This is a genomic window from Pengzhenrongella sp. (genome assembly GCF_036565025.1).
Classification (GTDB): Bacteria; Actinomycetota; Actinomycetes; order Actinomycetales; family Cellulomonadaceae; genus Pengzhenrongella.
Map to the genome: position 1 here is coordinate 25,329 of NZ_DATCNW010000225.1, position 18,430 is coordinate 43,758.

Genomic DNA, 18,430 nt, shown 5'->3' on the forward strand with positions numbered 1-18,430 from the left:
CCGCGAATTACGCCGCGACGGCGAGCGCGTCGATGATCGCGGTCGCGAGCATCCCGGACGAGGCAGGGTTCTGACCCGTGTACAGCGTGCGGTCCACCTCGAGGTGCGGGGCGAACGGCGGACCCTCGACGAAGTCGGCCCCGAGCTCGACCAGCCGGCCCTGCACGAGCCACGGCGCCTTGTCGGCCAGGCCGCCGAGGCGCTCCTCGGCGTCCGTGAAGCTCGTCAGGCGGTAGCCGGCGAACGGCCACGAGCCGTCCGCGCGGCGGGCGGCCAGGAGCGCGGCGGGGGCGTGGCACAGCACGCCCAGAACGATCCCGGCGTCGAGCGCCGCGGTGAGCAGGCGCCCGGAGGTCTCGTCAACGGCGAGGTCCTCCATCGGCGCGTGCCCACCGGGATAGAACACGACGTCGTAGTCCCGGACGTCGATGTCGTCGAGGGACCGCGGGCGGTCGAGCTCGGCAGCGATCGAGGCGAGGTAGGCGGTGAGCACGCCCGCGCGCTCGACTCCCCCGGCTGCCCGCTCGGAGAGGCTGCCGGCGTCGACGGTCGGCGCCACCCCGCCGGGCGTGGCGATCGTGATCTGCCAGCCGGCCGCACGGAACAGCCGGTGCGGCTCGGCGAGCTCCTCGGCCCAGAACCCGGTCGGGTGGGTGGTGCCGTCGTTGAGCGTCCACCGGTCGGCGGCGCTCACGACGAAGAGTGCGGACGTCACAGGGATCCCCTTCAGCTCAGGTTCGCGGCGACCGGCGCCGTCGTGCGCACGACCATCTTGCCGGTGTTCGCACCGCGCATGACGCCCAACAACGCCTCGACCGCGTTCTCGATGCCATCGACGACGGTCTCGTCATAGACGACGTCGCCCGAGGTGAACCAGCCGGCCATCTCGGCGGAGAACGCCGGGTAGAGGTGGGTGTAGTTGCTCACGATGAAGCCCTTGAGGGTGAGGCCGCGCCCGATCACGTTGGTCAGGTTCCGCGGACCGACCACCGGCTCGGTGCTGTTGTACTGCGCGATCGCGCCGCACAACGCGGCGCGGCCGCCGGCGTTGAAGGAGTCGAGCGCGGCCTCGAGGTGGTCCCCGCCGACGTTGTCGAAGTAGACGTCGATCCCGTCCGGTGCCGCGGCAGCGAGCTGCGGGGCCACCGGGCCGTCCTTGTAGTTGAAGGCCGCGTCGAAGCCGTACCGCTCGGTCAGCAGCGCGACCTTCTCGGCCGAGCCGGCCGAGCCGATGACCCGCCCCGCGCCCTTGAGCCGGGCGATCTGCCCGACCATCGAGCCGACCGCACCGGCCGCACCCGAGACGAACACCGTGTCACCCGGCTGCATCTGCGCGACCTCGAGCAGCCCGGCGTACGCGGTCAGCGCCGTCATGCCGAGCACGCCGAGGTTCGCGGAGAGCGGCACGCCCGGGATTTCGGGGATCACCCGGAAGCCCGCGGCGTCCTCCTGGGCGAGGTCGCGCCAGCCGAACTGGTGCAGGACGACGTCGCCCACCGCGAAGCCCTCCGCGGCGCTCGCGACGACCCGGCCGACCGCTCCCCCGGTCATCGTCTCGCCGAGCGCGAACGGCGGGACGTACGACTTCACGTCGTTCATCCGGGCACGCATGTACGGGTCGACCGAGACGAACTCGTTGAGCACGCGGACCTGGCCAGGGCCGGGCTCGCCGAGCTCGACCTGCGCGACGGCGAAGTCGGCGGCGACGGGCCATCCGACGGGACGCTTCACGAGCTGGATCTGGGTGCTGACGACCGGCGCTGACATGGGTGGGTTCCTCTGCTCGTTTTGTGAACTGATCGTTTCACTATAGGCCGTGGCGCGCGGTCGCCGGACCACGAGGGGATTCGGATGGCCGGACCACGGACGCCCGCCCCCCGCTGAGCTGCTCTCTCGACGCCGAGTTTCTAAACTGGTCGTTTCACTATAGGTTCGAGCGAGCAGGTACCGAACCACAGGAGGAGCGGCATGGGCCGGGTCCAGACGTTCGACAGCGCCGTCGTGGTGCGGGCGGCGCGCGACGTGTTCTGGGACAAGGGCTACGAAAGTGCGTCCGTGTCCGATCTCGAGGCGGCGACCGGGATCAACCGGTCCAGCCTCTACCACGCGTTCGGGAGCAAGCGCGGGCTCTTCGACGCCGCCGTGAACGACTACCTCCTCGAAGTCATCCGGCCGCGGCTGCAGGTGCTGGCCGACCCCCTGCCCGACGGCGGCGCCCTGCTCGCGTACTTCGAGGGCCTGAGCGCCGCCATCGCCGGCCTGGCGGACGACTCACCGCGACGCGGCTGCCTGCTCGTCGGCGCCGCGACCGGGCTCGCCGGGTACGACAGCTCCGCACGGGAGGTGGTCGACGAGTATCGGGCCGAGCTCACCGGCGCGCTCCGCGGAGCGCTCGCGGCGGCTTCGGTCGGCGCCGGCGCCGCCGAGGCGAGGCTCGACGCGCGCGCGCGCACGCTCGCCTCGTTCTCGATGAGCGCGATGCTGCTGGCCAGGGTGAACCGCGCGGAGTCCCTGGCGATGCTGACGACAGCCTGCGAGCAGATCGAGGCCTGGTCCGAGGCTCAGCCGGCGGTCGCGGAGACGATCTCCAGCAGCGCCCCGTAGAGGTTCCCGGGCAGTTCGAGCGTGTGCAGCGCGGAGAGCAGCGCACGTCCGGACAGCGCACCGACCATCTCCATCACCTGGGCCTTGAGGTCGTAGCCGATCTCGGCCTCGTCGAGCAGGGCGAAGGCCGCGGCGCCGACGTCGGGCGGGACGAGGCGCACGCCCTCGAGGCGCACCTGCACCCCGGCGGACAGGTCGAGGGTGCCGAGCTCCACCTCGCGGCGGCCCGTGCCGTCGTCCGGGTCCAGGTGCGCCGCCTGCGCACGCTCCCCGGTCACGACCACGACGCGGCGCACGGAGTCGACCCCGACGAGCTCGAGGGTCAGGGTGCGCACGGTGGCGACGCCCGGTCCGGTCGGCGGGGCGAGGGTGAGCACGGCGTCGGCCTCGGTATCGGCACCGCCGGACCCGGTGCTGCGCGGGCTCCAGGTGAACGTGATCGCGGTCTGCTGGCGGTCCGCGACCGTGGCACCGCCCCGACCGTCGTCCTCGAGCAGGGTGCAGCCGCCGTCGGCCCCCGGGATGACGAGAAGCACGAGCGCCTCCGGGTTCGCCGCGACGTCGGCCAGCGGGTCCGCGGCGAGCGGCAGCACGGCACCGGCGCGCGCCAGCACCGGCAGCTCGGCCAGGGTTCGGTGCAGGGTCAGCCGGCGACCGCCGTCGTACCGGCGACCGCTGAACAGGTCGAACCAGGTGCCCTCGGGGAGCCACGCGGTCACCTGTCCCAGGTGCGTGCGGTGGTCGCGCGGGGTCGTGATCGGCGCGACGAGCAGGTCGGGCCCGAGCAGGTACTGGTTGGGCACCGAGTAGGCCGCGGGTTCGCTCGGGTGGTCGTGGTACATCGGACGAACCGGGGCGACCGCGTCGGTGTGCGAGACCCACATCGCCGAGTACAGGTAGGGCACGAGCTGGTGGCGCAGCCGCAGGAAGCGGATCATGATCCGCTCCGCCTCCGGCCCGAACCGCCACGGTTCCTTGGAGCTGAAGTCGCTGCTCGAGGAGTGCAGCCGGTTGATGGGTGAGAGCGCGCCGAGCTGGTACCAGCGCGTCGCGAGCTCGTTGTCCTTGCTGCCGCCGAGATGGCCGCCGATGTCGTGGCTCCACCAGAAGTAGCCGACGTTCGCGGCGGTCGCGGTGAAGTACGGCTGGAAGTCCAGCGAGCCCCAGGTGCTGATGGTGTCGCCGGAGAAGCCGACCGGGTAGCGGTGGCTGCCGAGCCCGGCGTAGCGGGACAGGATCAGCGGGCGCCGCCCGCGGCGCGCGGAGTCCTGGTAGTGCACGTGATTGAGCATCCACAGCGGGTCGAGGCCGGGCACCCGGGTGTTGGTCCCGGACTGCCAGTCGAGCCACCAGAAGTCGACCCCGATCCGCTCGTGCGGATGGTGCAGGCGGCTGAGGTAGGCCTCGGTGAACTCCGCGGAGGAGATGTCGAACGCGATCTCGAGCCCGGTCTCCGGGTCCAGCCCGAGGTCGCGGGCGACGTCGGCGTAGGCGTCCTCGTGGCGGCGCACGCCGTCGGCCGGGTGCACGTTGAGGGTGACGTGCAGGTCTCGGGAGTGCAGGTCGGCGAGGAAACCCGCCGGGTCCGCGAACAGCGTGCGGTCCCAGGTGTACCCGGTCCAGCCGTTGCCGAGGGCGGGGTCGATGTCGACCTGGTGCCAGTCCATGTCGAGGACCGCGACCGAGAACGGGATGCCTCGCGCTCGAACCGGTCCAGCAGCGCGAGGTACTCCGGCGCCGAGTAGCGGTGGTACCGGCTCCACCAGTTGCCCAGCGCCCAGCGCGGCAGCATCGGGCTGGGCCCGGTGAGCCGGAAGAAGTCCCGCAGGGCGGCGGAGTAGTCCTGTCCGTACCCGAAGAAGTACAGGTCCTCCTGCGTGCCCGCGCGCGGGGCGACCCAGCCGTCCTCGGTCAGCTCGAGCGATCGGGAGTCGTCGACGACGGCGTACCCGGTCTGCGAGAGCAGTCCCGGCTCCAGCGGCACGGCGCCGTCGACGTCGTCGAGGGTCCTGGTCGTGCCGCCGAGGTTCGCCGGGCGGCCCCCCGGGGTCGCTGTCGAGTCGCCGTGGTGCCAGGTGGTGCGGTGGGAGCCCTGGGCACGGGTGCGCATCGAGACCGACAGTCCCGCGCCGCTGAACGGGCCCTTGTCGTAGCGCACGTGCAGATGCTCGGTCCGCAGGTCCAGCCGGTCGGCGGTCTCCTCGAGCGTGAACTGCGGCACGTCGAACCGGCGGCGGACGACGAGCTGGGTGGGCCGGTCGGTGAACGTGTCGTCCGCGCTGCGTTCCAGCCGCACGAGCCGGCTGGTGAGCACGGTGAACCGGTAGCCCGGTCCCTGGATCACCGCGCGCGGGTCGGCGAGCGGGGCCCGGTCGAGTGGCGCGTCGGGGACGGCGTCGGGCGGGGCGTTCACGGGCGGCTGATGCGCTCGGCAGCCCCACCGGTCGAAGCCCGGATCACGAGCTCGGGCTGGAACACGATCTGCTCGCGCGGGAATCCGTCGCCCTCGGCCGCTTCGCGCAGGAGCAGGTCGACGGCGGTGTACCCGATCAGCGCGCTCGGCTGGCGGACCGACGACAGCGGGACGACGGCGGCTGCCGCGAACGCGATGTCGTCGTAGCCGATGAGCGCGATGTCGTTCGGCACGTGCACGTCGCCGAACATGTTCAAGGCCTGCAGCACGCCGATGGCGAGGAGGTCGTTCGCGGCGAACACCGCATCCGGGCGCTCGGCGGCGGGGCGGTCACGGATCTGCTCGCCGACCGCGCGTCCCGCCAGCACGGACAGCGCGTCGGTGTTCCAGACCTCCAGGGTCACCCCGGGATGCTCGGCGACGGCCCGGCGCGCGCCCTCGAGCCGATCGGCCACCTGGCGGATGCTGCTCGGACCGCCGACGAACGCGATCCGGGTCCGCCCCACCGAGGCGAGGTGCTCCGCGGCCAGGTGTCCCCCGGCGACGTCGTCGACCGCGACGGACGAGAAGCTGCGGTCGGGGGTTTCCCGGTCCACAAGGACCGTCGGGATGCCGTGCTTGCGCAGCCGCTCGAGCCGCTCGACGGTGTCGCCCAGCGGTGAGATCAGCACTCCGTGCACGCGCTGCTCCTCGAACAGGTCGAGGTACGCGCTCTCACGGGAGGTGTTCTGGTCGCTGTTGCCGAGCAGCACGGTGAGGTGCTCCTCCGCCGCGCGGTCCTCGGCGCCACGGGCGACGTCGGTGAAGAACGGGTTTGCGACGTCGAGCACCACCAGGCCGATGCTCCGGCTGCGACCCGCGCGGAGCTGCCGGGCGGCATCGTTGCGCACGTAGCCGAGGTCCACGATCGCGGCCTGCACACGGGCGACTGACTCGGCCGAGACCTTGTCCGGTCGGTTGAGCACGTTGGAGACCGTGCCGACCGAGACCCCCGCCAGGGATGCGACATCGCGAACGCTCACCGAGACCATGAGCCTAATTATGAATCGAGTCAACCCGACCCGCAAACCGCCCGTGTCCGTAGCGCGAGGCTCCGGGTGGGGGCGGACGTCATCGCTGCTCCGGGACTCCCACTCGTGCGCTGCGCACCCATTCACGACTTGCTGTGTTTCGCGCGCCGCGCGGGTCCCGACCCGCTTGTCCGGGCTGGCGAAGCTGCCGTGTCCGTTGTGGTGGTAATGACCGGTTCTAACTGATTTGCGTAGGTTTGGGGTACATCGGGCCGAACAGCGCGTTTTGCCCCTCCCCGAGGAGCACAACCAGCCAAGATCTACCGAGGCGCTCCGGCGACGAGCAAGGCCGGCAACTCCGAGCGGGCAGCGTGGCGCCGAGCTCGGTCCGGCTCGGAAGGAAATGCGCGCGACGGCTTGTCGCACCATCTCCTCGCGCGCACCACCCGCCCGAAGGGCCGCTTGAACAGCCCCTCCTCTACTCACTTCTCGGCAACTCGACGCGCGAGATAGGAGTTGTTGTCGCATTTTTGGCCGGCGAAGGACAACAACTCCCATTTCGACGACAGTCGCCGGCCGCCATCCACGTATTCGGACCGATCAGCGGCGGCGACCGCACGGTTCGGCCTCGCTCCACGGTGACGGGTCCGTTTTTGGTCGGGACTTGCTCGAAAATCGGACAAATCCCGACCAAAACCGGACCCGACTCCGGTGATCGACCGGGTTTCGGAAGGATCTGTGCGCGGCGCGCGCAGATTCTTCCGAAACCCGGGGCCGGCCGGGGCCGGCGGGCTAGAACGCTGCGGTGTAGAGGTCGGTGACGTCGTCCAGGGTCGCCTCGCGGGGGTTGCCGGCGGCGCAGACGGCGGCGAGCGCGGCCGCGGCCAAGGCCGGGATGTCGTCCTTGCTCGCGCCGAGGTCGCTCAACGATGCGGAGGTACCCAGGCTGCTGGCCAGCTGGGCGACCGCCCGGACTGCCGCCTCGCGAGCCCGGTCGATGGTCATCTCCTCGGTCCTGGCGACGCCCATGGCCCGGGCGATCTCGCGGAACTTCTCCCCTGTCGCCTCGGCGTTGAACGCCATCACGTGCGGCAGGAGGATCGCGTTCGCCACGCCGTGCGCGGCGTCGTAGTAGGCCCCCAGGGGGTGCGCCATCGCGTGCACCAGGCCGAGGCCGACGTTGGAGAAGCCCATGCCGGCGACGTACTGCCCGAGCGCCATCCGCTCCCCCGCCGCTTCGTCGCCGCGCGCCGAACCGGGCAACGAGTCGGCGATGATCTCGATCGCCTTGAGGTGCAGGGCATCGGTCAGCTCCCAGGCGCCCTTGGTCGTGTAGCCCTCGATCGCGTGGGTCAGGGCGTCCATCCCGGTCGCGACCTTGAGCGCGGCGGGCATGCCGGCCATCATGTCGGCGTCCACGACCGCCACCACCGGGATGCCGAGCGGGTCGACGCACACGAACTTGCGCGAGTCCGTGATGACGTAGTTGATCGTCACCTCCGCGGCGGTGCCGGCAGTGGTGGGCACCCCGATGATCGGCACCGACGGGTTCTGGGTGTCGGCGACCCGTTCCAGGCTCCGTACGTCGGAGAACTCGGGGTTGGCGACGATGATCCCGATCGCCTTGCAGGTGTCCTGGGGCGAGCCGCCGCCGATCGCGACCAGGCAGTCGGCCCCCGACAGGCCGAACGCCGCGACCCCGGCCTGCACGGCCTCGATGGTCGGGTTCGGCATCACATCGTCGTAGATGTCGTACGCGAAGCCGGCGTCGTCCAGCAGGGCGGTCACCCGGCGCGCGACGCCGGCCGCGACGAGGACGCGGTCGGTGACCACGAGCGCCTTCGTGAAGCCACGCCTGGACAGCTCGCCCGGGATGCTCGCGATCGCCCCCCGCCCGAAGTACGAGGTCTGGTTCGCCGATCATTCGGTTGACCACCATGGAAAGACTCCCCTATGAATCAGTGCTGGCTGGACGGGTCCAGCACGCAGGTCACGGCAGCCGGGTGCCCGCCGGCACGTCGATGTCGCCGTAGACGAGCAGGTTCGGCGTGCCTGCAAGCTGCGCGTGGTAGAGCACCTCGGCGTTCTCCTCGACCGCGACGGCGACCTTGAACGCGAGCTTGAGCGAGGTGCCGACCGCGAGCAGCCCGTGGTTCGCCCAGACGACGGCGAACACGTCGTCGCCCATGAGCGCGGCGCTGCGCTCGCCGAACGCGGCGTTGGTGCTGAACTCGAACGGCATGATCGGCACCGGGCCCTTGGCGTAGAGCACCATGTTGAGCAGGATCGGGTCGATCGTGCGGCCCAGTGCGCCGAGCACGTTCACGAAGGTGGACTCGGTGTGCACGATGGCGGCCGCGTCGGGCCGGCGACGGTAGGCCGCGAGGTGCACCGGCAGCTCCGTGGACGGCAGCCAGGAGGCATCGCGCTCCCCGGTCTCCAGGACGGCGCCGTCGTAGCCGACGACGATCATGTCCTCGGGGGCCATCGCGTCGTAGCGCACGTCGCTCGGGGTGATGACGATCGCCTCGTGCTCGGGTATCCGAACACTGATGTTGCCCTGGGTGTTGAAGTTCAAGCCGTTCTTCACCGACTCGAGGCAGTAGTACATGATCTCGTCGCGCACAGCCTTTGACGCTCTGCTCATGACCTCGGTCATCGGAAGTCCCCTCGTGGGTGATCACAATTTGAATCGTTTCAGCCAGTCTGGTGCACCCGATCGCTGCCCGGCAGGGACATTCGTCCCGACCCACGCGCGGCCCGATCGCTTCGTCTGGGCAGGCGAAGCTGTCGTGTCCTTTTTGGGGGTAATGACCGGTTCTTCATGATTTGCGTAGGTCTAGCATCTTTCGTCCAGAAAACTATGCATTCGCCCGGTCCCCGCCACCAGACAGCCTCGATCCCCCGATGAGCTCAGGCCGCGCGTTCGTAGCGAGGGTTCGCTGAGCACTCCGGCGAAGGCTTGACTTCCCGAGCAGCCTGGTCCTACTCTCCGATCAATCGCTTGAAACGATTCAGTACTCAACGAGGAGGTGCGGACAGCCCCATGACGACCACCAACGCGCCCGGCGCCGACCGGCAACGCGTCTGCTTCCAGCTTCAGGTCAAGCCCGGGCGCCTCACCGAGTACCGCGCCCGTCACGCGGCGGTGTGGCCCGAGATGCTGCGAGCCCTGGCGGCCACCGGCTGGCACAACTACTCCCTGTTCGTGCGCGACGACGGCCTGCTGATCGGCTACCTCGAGACCGATGACCTGATCCGGGCCCAGGCAGGCATGGCTGCCACCGAGGTGAACGCCCGCTGGCAGGCCGAGATGGGCGACTTCTTCGTGGATCTGGACGGCGCCCCGGACGAGGGATTCGCGCAACTGACCGAGGTCTTCAACCTTGAGGACCAGCTCGCCGCGATGGACGCGGCATCGACAGAAAGAAGCGGCTCGTGAGCATCAGCGCTGAGGTTCTCACCCGGCTGGAGAGCCAGCAGATCGAGCTCCCCTCCTGGGCTTTCGGCAACGCAGGCACCCGGTTCAGGGTCTGGACCACCCCCGGCACCCCACGCACCATCCAGGAGAAGATCTCCGACGCGGCGAAGGTCCACGAGCTGACCGGGCTCGCGCCGTCGGTCGCGCTGCACATCCCCTGGGACAAGGTGGACGACTACGGCGCCCTGAGCACGTACGCGGCCAACCTCGGTCTGCGCTTGGGCACGGTGAACTCCAACACCTTCCAGGACGAGGCCTACAAGTTCGGGTCCTTGACGCACGTCGAGGAGGCCGTGCGCCGCAAGGCGATCGACCACCACCTCGAGTGCCTCGACATCATGGACGCGACCGGCTCGCAGGACCTGAAGATCTGGCTCGCGGACGGCACCAACTACCCCGGCCAGGGCGACATCCGCGGCCGCCAGGACCGCCTCGCGGGCTCCCTCGCGCAGATCTACGCGCGCCTGCGCACAAGCCAGCGGCTCGTGCTGGAATACAAGTTCTTCGAGCCGGCCTTCTATCACACCGACGTCCCGGACTGGGGAACCTCCTACGCCCAGGTCAGCGCACTCGGCGACAAGGCCATGGTCTGCCTGGACACCGGCCACCACGCCCCCGGCACGAACATCGAGTTCATCGTCGCCCAGCTGCTGCGCCTGGGAAAGCTCGGCTCCTTCGACTTCAACTCCCGCTTCTACGCCGACGACGACCTGATCGTGGGCGCCGCCGACCCGTTCCAGCTGTTCCGCATCCTGTACGAGGTCATCCGCGGCGGCGGCTACGGTCCGGACAGCCCGGTCTCGTTCATGCTCGACCAGTGCCACAACGTCGAGGACAAGCTCCCCGGCCAGATCCGCTCCGTGCTCAACGTGCAGGAGATGACGGCCCGCGCCTTGTCCGTCGACACCGGCGCGCTCACCGAGGCGCAGAATTCGCACGACGTGATGGGCGCGAACGGCATCCTGATGGACGCCTTCTACACCGACGTCCGCGCGGACCTCGCCGCCTGGCGCGAGACCCGCGGCCTGCCGGCCGACCCGATGGCCGCCTACGCCGCCTCGGGCTACGGCAAGCAGATCGCCGAGGAGCGCGTCGGCGGCACCCAGTCCGGCTGGGGAGCCTAGGTGAGCGTTGCGGGTACGGTCGCGGCGGTCGACCTCGGCGCCTCCAGCGGGCGGGTGATGCTGGGCCGGGTCGGACCGAACGAGCTCAGCGTGCACCCGGTCGCTCGGTTCGCGAACAACCCGGTGCGCACCATCGACGGCCTGCACTGGGACATCCTCGACCTGCACCGCAACGTGCTCGCCGGGCTGCGCGCCGCGGTCCGCGAGGCACCCACGCTGCGCAGTGTCGCGGTCGACTCCTGGGCGGTGGACTACGCGCTGCTGAGCGGGACGCGGATGATCGCCAACCCGTACCACTACCGCGACGAGCGCACGGCCGACGGCGTCCGGGCCACCCACGCCCTGGTACCGCCCGAGCAGCTCTACGCGCGCAACGGTCTGCAGCTCCTCCCGTTCAACACGCTCTACCAGCTCGCCGCGGACCGCCTCGCCGGCGCCCTCGAGCCGGCCGACTCGATGCTGCTCATCCCCGACCTGATCACCTACTGGCTCACCGGCCGGCAGGTCGCCGAGCGGACGAACGCCTCGACCACCGGCCTGCTCGACCAGGCGACCGGCGACTGGGACGCCGACCTGATCACGAGGCTCGGCCTGCCCCGGACACTGTTCGCCGAGCTCGTCGACCCGGGGAGCACGGTCGGCCCACTCCTCGCCGGCGTCGCGGACGAGATCGGCGCGCCGGCTCGGCTCGAGGTCGTCGCGGTGGGGTCGCACGACACGGCGTCGGCGGTGGTCGCGGTGCCGATGACCTCGCCCGACTGCGCGTACATCTCGTCGGGCACCTGGTCGCTCGTCGGGGTGGAGCTCGACCAGCCCGTGCTGAGCGAGGCGAGCCGACTGGCGAACTTCACGAACGAGGGAGGCGTCGACGGGCGGGTGCGGTTCCTGCGCAACGTCATGGGGCTGTGGCTGCTGAGCGAGTCGCTGCGCACCTGGGAACGAGCCGGGACGCCGTCGGACCTGCCCGCGCTGCTCGCCGCGGCCGCGCAGGTACCCGGTCCCGTGCCGGTGTTCGACGTCGACGACCCGCGTTTCCTCGCCCCGGGCGACATGCCAGCCCGGATCGCCGAGCTCTGCGCCGAACGAGGGCTGCCGGTCCCGCGCACGCCCGTCGAGGTCGTCCGGTGGATCGTGGAGAGCCTCGCCGCCGCGTATGCCCGCGCCCTGCAGCAGGCGGGCGAACTCTCGGGGCAGGCGATCCGTACCGTGCACGTCGTCGGCGGCGGCTCGCAGAACGCGCTGCTGTGCCAGCTGACGGCCGACCGAACAGGCCTGCCGGTGCTCGCCGGACCGGTCGAGGCCACCGCGATCGGCAACGTGCTCATCCAGGCGCGCTCCCAGGGCCTGGTGAGCGGCAGCCTGGAGAACTTGCGCTCGCTCGTCGCGCGCACCTTCACACCCGTGCGCTACGACGCGCGCGTGGTGGAACGGACGACGTAGTCCCGCACCACCAGCGGTCCGCACCACGACGTATTTCACACGCCGCGCGGTTTCCGCGCGACCGAAGTAATCCATTACGCAGACAAACGAGTCTATTGCCATGCGAGTTGGCGCCAAGATCACCACCGGTTGGAAAGCCACGATCTCCGTCGCGATGTCCAACTACATCGAGGCCGGATCGATCATCGCGATCGCGACGAGCCTGGGCCTGTGGCAGAAGGAGTTCGGGTTCGACAACCGTGACCGGCATCGCGGTGGGCGCCGGCATCCCGGCGTCCTGGACCTACATCGCCGAGAACGCGCCCGCGGGCAAGCGCGCGGCCCACATCGGGTCGGCCCAGTTCGCGTGGTCGATGGGCCCGACCATCGGGTTCCTTCGCCAAGAAGGCCAACGTCAAGGCCATGGTGTTCCTGTTCGGCGTCTACGCCTTCTGGAACGTCGTCGCCGGCCAGATGGGCATCTTCATGCCGCGGGTGTACGCGTCGGCCGGCGTCGAGAGTCCGATCGAGCAGAACCTGCTGCAGGTCCTGCTCTGGGGCTGCACGGTCGCCTCGACGTACTTCGGCTTCATGAAGCTCGCGGACCGGTACAGCCGCCGCCTGCTGTACATCATCGGCGCCGCGCTGGGGATCTTCGCCTGGCTCCTGCTGGTCTACGTCGAGGCCACCATGCCGGTGCTCATCCTGTTCGCCGTCAGCTGGGGTGTCGCAGCCGGCGTCGGGGCGCAGGCGTTCCACGGCGTGTGGGCGCCGCGCACCCAGGGGAAGTCGCTCGAGCAGATCGAGCTCGAGCGCTACGGCGACAACTCCCTGACCACGCCCGACGCCGTGGTCGCAGGCCGGGTCTAGGCGCGCTGCCCGTTCACCAGCACGGGGACGCTCAGCACCGCGCTGCGCGCCCCCGTCGCGGGTCCCGGCACCGAGATCGGCAGCCCGACGACGCCGGAGGTGGTGTGGAACATCTCGGCGTCCCGGGCCCGGAAGATCTGCCGGTTGCTCGACAAGAACCTGCCGTCCGCGTCGTAGAAGTCGGCCCGGACCTCGAGGTCGATCAGCTCGCGCACGTCGCTCGCCACGTCCAGGCGAGCGGTGACCGCGTGCCCGGTGATCGTCACGTCCCGCAGCCGAAGCCGGTCGCTGAACGCCCCCGTCGGGAGGGCAACGGTGCCCGCGGGCACCGTTGCCCCGACCGACAGGGCCGGTGCCGGCTCCGACCTCGGAGCCTCGAGCGCGATCGCCGCGGCGGCCACGACGTCCGGACTGCCGCCCGCGTGGCCGGGCGAGCCGGGCGAGACCGTCCCGGCGCAGGACGCCAGCGCCACGAGGCAGAACACGGCGACCACGACCCGCTCGGCAACCACGGTGATTCGTCGGGCCGTCATGGGCCTCCTCGGTGGCAAGACGCTGTGTCGTCTCCCCCGACGCTAGGCAGCGCAATCGCCGTCCGCCGGTCGCCCGCACGACGGCGGGGTGAACATCGGGTGGCGAGATGATCACCCGCACCCGCGATGCCCGCTCACCCCCGCGATGCCCGCTCAGCGACTGCGCCCGGTCACCACCGCGGCGCGACCACCTCGTACTCCGGGTCGATCGTCTTCATGTACCCGGTGTCGTCCCGCAGGCGCAGCCCGCAGCTCAGGTACTGCTCGTGCAGCCGCCCCAGCGCGTCCCGGTCCAGCTCCACGCCGAGGCCCGGACCGGTCGGCACGGCGACGGCGCCGGCCTTGAACTCGAGCACGCCCGGGACGATGACGTCCTCGGCGGGGTCCTTCCACGGCCAGTGCGTGTCGCATGCGTAGTCGAGCTTGGGGGTGGCCGCGGCCAGGTGCGTCATCGCGGCCAGGCTGATGCCCAGGTGGGAGTTCGAGTGCATGGACAGGCCGAGCCCGAAGGTCTCGCACACGGTTGCCAGCGACTGCGAGCGACGCAGCCCGCCCCAGAAGTGCAGGTCGGACAGGATGACGCCGACGGCGCCGGCGGTGACGGCAGGCTCGACGTCGTCGAAGGAGACCACGCACATGTTGGTCGCGAGCGGCATCGGCACCGCGCGCGCGACGGCCGCCATCGGGTCGATCCCCTCGGTCGGGTCCTCGAGGTACTCCACGATGCCCTCGAGCTCCTGGCCGACCTTGATCGACGTCTCGACCGACCAGGCGGCGTTCGGGTCGAGGCGCAGCGGGAGGTCGGGGAAGGCCTGGCGCAGCGCCTTGATCGCGGCGATCTCCTCCTGCGGCCCGAACACCCCGCCCTTGAGCTTGATCGCGCCGAAGCCGAACTCGTCGACCATGGTGCGGGCCTGGCGGACCAGGCCGTCGGCGTCGAGCGCCGCGCCCCAGACGTCGTCGTCCTGGCCAGGGTGGGCGGCCCACTTGTAGAACAGGTACGCGCTGAAGTCGACCGAGCTGCGGACCGCGCCACCGAGCAGGTCGCTCACCGGGCGGCCGATGGCCTTGCCCTGGAGGTCGAGCGCGGCGACCTCGAACGGGGAGAAGACCCGGTCGGCGGTCCGGGTGGTCGTGACCATCCCGCCCATGCCGTGCCCGCCGAGGCCGCTGTCGGTCCGCAGCGAGCTCTCCACGCGGCGCATCATGGCGTGCAGGTCGAAGATGTCCAGGCCGATCAGGCCGCGGGCCGCCCGCCGCAGGCGCTCGAGGTGCGGCGCGTCGCCGTAGGACTCGCCGAGGCCGCTGAGCCCCGAGTCCGTGACCACCTCGACGATCGTGCGCAGCGCGAAGCGCTCATGGACGCCGACGGCGTTCAGCAATGGCGGGTCGCGGAAGGCGATCGGCGTGACGTGCACCGCGGTGATGCGGTGCTCGGGGGTGGTGAAGCGGTCGGCGGTGCTCAATAGCCAACCAACACACTTGTAGACGCCCACTGGCGCGTGCGGTGGTCAGAACCTGCCGCGAGGCGGGGCCAACGCCTCGATCTGCCGCCGCGCGGCCTGCATCGTCTCGACGATCTGCCGCTCGCGCTCGGGGGTCAGGCGCGCCAGGGGCACCGAGCAGCTGAAGGCGTCGCTCACCGGGTCGGTGTAGTGCAGCGCGAAGCCGAAGCAGCGCAGGCCCATCGTGTTCTCCTCGTCGTCGATCGCGTACCCGCGCATCCGCACGGTCGCGAGATCGGTCAGCAGGGCACCGCGATCGGTGATCGTGCGTGCCGTCAGGGCCGCGAGCTCGTCCGGGACCGCCGCCTCGTCGCGCTCCGCGAGGATCGCCTTGCCGAGGCTGGTCGCATGCGCCGGCAGTCGCCGTCCGACCCGGGAGTTGGCTCGCAGGTACTGGTGCGACTCCTGGGTGGCCAGGTATACGACGTCTGTCCCGTCCAGCCGCGCGAGGTGCATGGTCTCGTCGAGCGATTCGGTGACCTGCGCCAGGACCGGGCGCACGACCCGCACGTACGCGTCGGCGTCGAGGTAGGAGGTGCCGACAAGCAGCGCGCGCAGGCCGAGGCTGTAGAAGTTGCCGGAGATGTCCGTGCGCACCCACTCGCGGCTCACCAGGGTGCGCAGCAGCGCGTAGGTGCTGGACCGGGGCGCCGCCAGCGCGGTCGCGATCTCGCGCAGCCGGGACGGCTCCCCCGACCTCGAGGCGAGGAACTCGAGCACGTCCATCGTGCGCGCCGCGGACTTGACCTCCTTCACGCCCGTGTCGTCCGGGGCGTCTCGAACGTCGGTCTCGTCGGTCTCGGCAACCGGATCGGCCACGGGTCTTCTCCTGAAAGTGGGGCGCGACGTTCGTCCTGCGGCGACAGCAGGACGTTCGGCACGCTAGTGTCCGTACACAGATGCATCTGGTGTCTACAAATGTAGCCGATGTAGCGGTGAGCAACAGCCCTGCGAGAGGACCAACAACGATGTTTACACCCCACGGGGTTATCCCCGCGGTCGTCACCCCGCTCGACGCCGGCGGCGAGCTCATGGAGCAGGCGCTGCGCGACGTCATCGACTTCACCATCGCGGGCGGGGTGCACGGCATCTTCGTGCTGGGCAGCAGCGGCGAGATCTACGGGCTCGACGACGCCCAGAAGCGGCGCGTCGTCGAGATCGCCGCCGAGCACATCGACAGGCGCGTCCCGCTCTATGCCGGCGCGAGCGAGATCACCACCAGGGACTGCATCCGCACCGCCCGCATGGTCGCCGACATCGGGGGCGTCTCGGCGCTGTCGGTGCTCACCCCGTACTTCATGACCCCCACCCAGTCCGAGCTCGTCGACCACTTCACCGCGATCGCGGCGTCGACCGAGCTGCCCGTCCTGCTCTACGGGAACGAGGGAAAGACCCACCTGAAGATCACCGCCGAGACCAACCGCACCCTGAGCGCGGTCGACAACATCATCGGGATCAAGGACTCCAGCGGGGACATGAGCCTGATGCTCGACTACCTGCGCACCACGCCCGACGACTACGCCGTCCTGGCCGGTCGCGACACCCTCATCTACTCGGGGCTGTGCCATGGCGCGACCGGCGCCATCGCGAGCACGGCCAACATCGCCCCCCGCCTCGTGGCGGAGATCTACAACTCCTACGTCGCCGGCGACTACAAGCGGTCCCTCGAGCTCCAGTTCGCGCTGGTGCCCCTGCGTCAGGCGCTCGACGGAGCGACCTTCCCCGTCGTCCTCAAAGAAGGACTCCGGCTGGCCGGCATCGACGCCGGCTACTGCCTCGCGCCCGCGCGAGAGCTCGCGCCGGACAAGCGCGAACAGCTCGCCGGTGTCATCGCCGACATCGGCAACCTCCCCGGCCTCGCCGAGAAAGAGTAGCCACCATGCCTCTCGTCATCGTTGCCTGTGGAGTAGCAGTGCTGCTGCTCCTGATGACCAAGTTCAAGCTCAACGGGTTCATCTCACTGATCATCGTCGCGATCCTGGTCGGCCTCGCCGAGGGGATGCCCCTGGCGGACATCACCTCCGCCATGTCGGACGGGATCGGCGGCCAGCTCGACGACCTGATCCTGGTCCTCGGCTTCGGCGCAATGCTGGGCATGGTGATGGCGGACTCCGGTGCGGCGCAGCGGATCGCCACCACGATGCTCGACAAGTTCGGCATCAAGCACGTCCAGCTCGCCATGATCTGCGCCGCCATCTGCCTCGGCATCACGATGTTCTTCGAGGTCGCGTTCGTCCTGCTGGTCCCGCTCGTGTTCACGATCGTGCGCCAGACCCGCCTCAAGCTGCTCTGGGTCGGCCTGCCGCTGGCCATCGCGCTGTCCACGATGCACAGCTTCCTGCCCCCGCACCCGGGTCCGACCGCCGTCGCCGGCGTCTTCCACGCCTCGGTGGGGCTGACGCTCCTGTACGGCCTGTTCATCGCGATCCCGATCGGTGGCGCCGTCGCCCTGGTGTGGCCGCGGCTGCCGTTCATCAAGCGGCTCGACCCGGCGATCCCGATGGGCCTGGTCAGCGAGAAGCACTTCGAGGACCGGGACATGCCGAGCTTCTCGACGTCGATCCTCGTCGCGCTGCTCCCCGTCGTCCTGATCGGCGGCGCGGCTGCCGCGGACATGACCATGGGCAAGAACAGCACCGCGCGCAACGTCATCGACTTCGTCGGCTCCTCCCCGATCGCGCTGCTCATCTCCCTGCTGCTCGCGATCTGGCTGGTCGGCCTGCGGGTCGGTCGCTCGCTCGACGAGATCATGAAGTCCTGTGCCGACTCGATGAAGGCGATGGCGATGATCATCGTCGTCATCGGCGCGGGCGGTGCGTTCAAGGAGGTCCTGGTCCAGGCCGGCATCACCGACTACATCAACGTCCTGACGAGCGGCTGGAACGTGTCGCCGATCATCCTGGCGTGGGCAATCGCCGCCATCATGCGGATCGCGCTGGGCTCGGCAACCGTGGCCGTGGTCACCGCCGCCGGGATCGCGCTGCCGCTCGTGACCGCCGGCACGGTGAGCCCGGAGATCATGGTGCTCGCGGTGACCTGCGGCTCGGTCGCCTGCTCGCACGTGAACGACCCGGGCTTCTGGATGTACAAGGAGTTCCTCGGGCTGTCGGTCATGGACGCGATCAAGACCCGCACCACGTATACGACGGTGCTCTCGATCCTGGGCCTGTTCGGCGTGCTCGCCGTCAACGCCGTCGTCTCCTGAACCGCCGTTCCGCGCTTCCCCACCTACCGAAAGAGACCACCTCTTAACGGTTCCCCATGGATGAATCCGGGGGATTTCCAGCTCAAACCGCAACCGCAACCAACCCGGAGGGTGGTAGCAGGTGCCTTACGTCGTCAACACTGGTGTGGCCCCGTTCTGCCACAGCCAGGATCACCCTGGCAGCGTTCACGTCCCGGCCCGCGGTGAAGCCACAGGTCGAGCACGTGAAGATTCGTTGACCCAGTTCGAGGTGCCGCTTGGCTCTC

The 18,430-nt window shown here is 70.0% G+C and carries 18 protein-coding genes; 8 read left to right on the forward strand and 10 right to left on the reverse strand.

What is annotated here, in order from left to right; genetic code table 11:
- Nucleotides 1-7: 7 nt before the first annotated feature.
- Both VIM26_RS13235 and VIM26_RS13240 read right to left on the reverse strand, forming a co-directional pair.
- Nucleotides 8-715 (reverse strand): type 1 glutamine amidotransferase domain-containing protein, encoded by a 708-nt coding sequence (locus VIM26_RS13235; protein WP_331951904.1) that lies wholly within the window; start codon nucleotides 713-715, stop codon nucleotides 8-10.
- Nucleotides 716-726: 11 nt separating this feature from the next.
- The gene (locus tag VIM26_RS13240) at nucleotides 727-1,767 is read right to left on the reverse strand and encodes an NADP-dependent oxidoreductase (protein ID WP_331951905.1); all 1,041 of its coding nucleotides are present in this window, start codon (nucleotides 1,765-1,767) and stop codon (nucleotides 727-729) included.
- Nucleotides 1,768-1,968: 201 nt separating this feature from the next.
- On the opposite strand from VIM26_RS13240, the gene VIM26_RS13245 reads away from it, so the two are divergent.
- Nucleotides 1,969-2,604, forward strand: a complete 636-nt coding sequence (locus VIM26_RS13245; protein WP_331951907.1) for a helix-turn-helix domain-containing protein — start codon at nucleotides 1,969-1,971, stop codon at nucleotides 2,602-2,604.
- On the opposite strand, the gene VIM26_RS13250 is transcribed toward VIM26_RS13245, so the two are convergent.
- The 3 genes from VIM26_RS13250 to fucO form a co-directional block, all read right to left on the reverse strand.
- Nucleotides 2,562-4,271, reverse strand: a complete 1,710-nt coding sequence (locus VIM26_RS13250; RefSeq protein ID WP_331951911.1) for a TIM-barrel domain-containing protein — start codon at nucleotides 4,269-4,271, stop codon at nucleotides 2,562-2,564. The two genes, VIM26_RS13245 and VIM26_RS13250, sit on opposite strands and share 43 nt — an antisense overlap.
- A 742-nt stretch (nucleotides 4,272-5,013) precedes the next feature.
- On the reverse strand, nucleotides 5,014-6,048 hold the full coding sequence (locus VIM26_RS13255) for a LacI family DNA-binding transcriptional regulator (RefSeq protein ID WP_331951913.1): 1,035 nt from the start codon (nucleotides 6,046-6,048) through the stop codon (nucleotides 5,014-5,016).
- A 771-nt stretch (nucleotides 6,049-6,819) separates the two neighbouring features.
- On the reverse strand, nucleotides 6,820-7,911 hold the full coding sequence (gene fucO, locus VIM26_RS13260; protein ID WP_331951938.1) for a lactaldehyde reductase: 1,092 nt from the start codon (nucleotides 7,909-7,911) through the stop codon (nucleotides 6,820-6,822).
- On the opposite strand from fucO, the gene VIM26_RS13265 reads away from it, so the two are divergent.
- Nucleotides 7,853-7,984, forward strand: coding sequence for a hypothetical protein (locus VIM26_RS13265; protein WP_331951915.1), 132 nt, complete (start codon nucleotides 7,853-7,855; stop codon nucleotides 7,982-7,984). The genes fucO and VIM26_RS13265 overlap by 59 nt on opposite strands.
- A 33-nt stretch (nucleotides 7,985-8,017) precedes the next feature.
- Here VIM26_RS13265 and VIM26_RS13270 read toward each other — a convergent pair whose 3' ends face one another.
- Nucleotides 8,018-8,674 carry a class II aldolase/adducin family protein gene (locus tag VIM26_RS13270; protein WP_331951917.1) on the reverse strand — a complete coding sequence of 219 codons (657 nt, stop codon included), beginning with the start codon at nucleotides 8,672-8,674 and terminating at the stop codon, nucleotides 8,018-8,020.
- A 399-nt stretch (nucleotides 8,675-9,073) separates the two neighbouring features.
- Between VIM26_RS13270 and VIM26_RS13275 the strand changes: the two genes are divergently transcribed.
- The 4 genes from VIM26_RS13275 to VIM26_RS13290 all read left to right on the forward strand — a co-directional run bounded on the left by VIM26_RS13275 (nucleotide 9,074) and on the right by VIM26_RS13290 (nucleotide 12,921).
- Nucleotides 9,074-9,469, forward strand: coding sequence for an L-rhamnose mutarotase (locus VIM26_RS13275; protein WP_331951919.1), 396 nt, complete (start codon nucleotides 9,074-9,076; stop codon nucleotides 9,467-9,469).
- Entirely contained in the window at nucleotides 9,466-10,632 is a 1,167-nt protein-coding gene (gene rhaI / locus VIM26_RS13280) for an L-rhamnose isomerase (protein ID WP_331951921.1), read from the forward strand. The genes VIM26_RS13275 and rhaI overlap by 4 nt, the downstream gene beginning before the upstream one ends.
- Entirely contained in the window at nucleotides 10,633-12,072 is a 1,440-nt protein-coding gene (locus VIM26_RS13285) for a rhamnulokinase family protein (protein ID WP_331951923.1), read from the forward strand.
- 402 nt (nucleotides 12,073-12,474) lie between these two features.
- On the forward strand, nucleotides 12,475-12,921 hold the full coding sequence (locus VIM26_RS13290; RefSeq protein ID WP_331951925.1) for a hypothetical protein: 447 nt from the start codon (nucleotides 12,475-12,477) through the stop codon (nucleotides 12,919-12,921).
- On the opposite strand, the gene VIM26_RS13295 is transcribed toward VIM26_RS13290, so the two are convergent.
- From VIM26_RS13295 to VIM26_RS13305, 3 genes are all read right to left on the reverse strand, one after another.
- The gene (locus VIM26_RS13295; protein ID WP_331951926.1) at nucleotides 12,918-13,454 is read right to left on the reverse strand and encodes a hypothetical protein; all 537 of its coding nucleotides are present in this window, start codon (nucleotides 13,452-13,454) and stop codon (nucleotides 12,918-12,920) included. The two genes, VIM26_RS13290 and VIM26_RS13295, sit on opposite strands and share 4 nt — an antisense overlap.
- A 170-nt stretch (nucleotides 13,455-13,624) precedes the next feature.
- Nucleotides 13,625-14,920, reverse strand: coding sequence for a glucarate dehydratase family protein (locus VIM26_RS13300; protein ID WP_331951928.1), 1,296 nt, complete (start codon nucleotides 14,918-14,920; stop codon nucleotides 13,625-13,627).
- Between the two features lie 45 nt (nucleotides 14,921-14,965).
- Nucleotides 14,966-15,778: an IclR family transcriptional regulator gene (locus VIM26_RS13305; protein WP_331951930.1), complete on the reverse strand. Its 813-nt coding sequence runs from the start codon at nucleotides 15,776-15,778 to the stop codon at nucleotides 14,966-14,968.
- A 149-nt stretch (nucleotides 15,779-15,927) separates the two neighbouring features.
- On the opposite strand from VIM26_RS13305, the gene VIM26_RS13310 reads away from it, so the two are divergent.
- Nucleotides 15,928-16,833 (forward strand): dihydrodipicolinate synthase family protein, encoded by a 906-nt coding sequence (locus tag VIM26_RS13310; RefSeq protein ID WP_331951932.1) that lies wholly within the window; start codon nucleotides 15,928-15,930, stop codon nucleotides 16,831-16,833.
- 5 nt (nucleotides 16,834-16,838) lie between these two features.
- Complete coding sequence (locus VIM26_RS13315; protein ID WP_331951934.1) at nucleotides 16,839-18,164, forward strand: gluconate:H+ symporter; 1,326 nt, start codon at nucleotides 16,839-16,841, stop codon at nucleotides 18,162-18,164.
- A gap of 82 nt (nucleotides 18,165-18,246) precedes the next feature.
- Here the strand turns inward: VIM26_RS13315 and VIM26_RS27065 are convergent, their stop codons facing one another.
- A complete protein-coding gene (locus VIM26_RS27065; RefSeq protein ID WP_414696482.1) occupies nucleotides 18,247-18,408 on the reverse strand; it encodes a zinc ribbon domain-containing protein in 162 nt (53 codons plus the stop codon).
- Nucleotides 18,409-18,430 lie beyond the last annotated feature (22 nt).

Excerpts from the sequence above, each read along its gene's own strand:
- VIM26_RS13270 (WP_331951917.1), bottom strand. The coding sequence starts at position 8,674 with ATGAGCAGAGCGTCAAAGGCTGTGCGCGACGAGATCATGTACTACTGC.
- VIM26_RS13295 (WP_331951926.1), bottom strand. The coding sequence starts at position 13,454 with ATGACGGCCCGACGAATCACCGTGGTTGCCGAGCGGGTCGTGGTCGCC.
- VIM26_RS13245 (WP_331951907.1), top strand. The coding sequence starts at position 1,969 with ATGGGCCGGGTCCAGACGTTCGACAGCGCCGTCGTGGTGCGGGCGGCG.
- VIM26_RS13315 (WP_331951934.1), top strand. The coding sequence starts at position 16,839 with ATGCCTCTCGTCATCGTTGCCTGTGGAGTAGCAGTGCTGCTGCTCCTG.
- VIM26_RS13250 (WP_331951911.1), bottom strand. The coding sequence starts at position 4,271 with ATGGACTGGCACCAGGTCGACATCGACCCCGCCCTCGGCAACGGCTGG.
- VIM26_RS13290 (WP_331951925.1), top strand. The coding sequence starts at position 12,475 with ATGGTGTTCCTGTTCGGCGTCTACGCCTTCTGGAACGTCGTCGCCGGC.
- VIM26_RS13255 (WP_331951913.1), bottom strand. The coding sequence starts at position 6,048 with ATGGTCTCGGTGAGCGTTCGCGATGTCGCATCCCTGGCGGGGGTCTCG.
- VIM26_RS13275 (WP_331951919.1), top strand. The coding sequence starts at position 9,074 with ATGACGACCACCAACGCGCCCGGCGCCGACCGGCAACGCGTCTGCTTC.
- VIM26_RS13310 (WP_331951932.1), top strand. The coding sequence starts at position 15,928 with ATGTTTACACCCCACGGGGTTATCCCCGCGGTCGTCACCCCGCTCGAC.
- VIM26_RS13240 (WP_331951905.1), bottom strand. The coding sequence starts at position 1,767 with ATGTCAGCGCCGGTCGTCAGCACCCAGATCCAGCTCGTGAAGCGTCCC.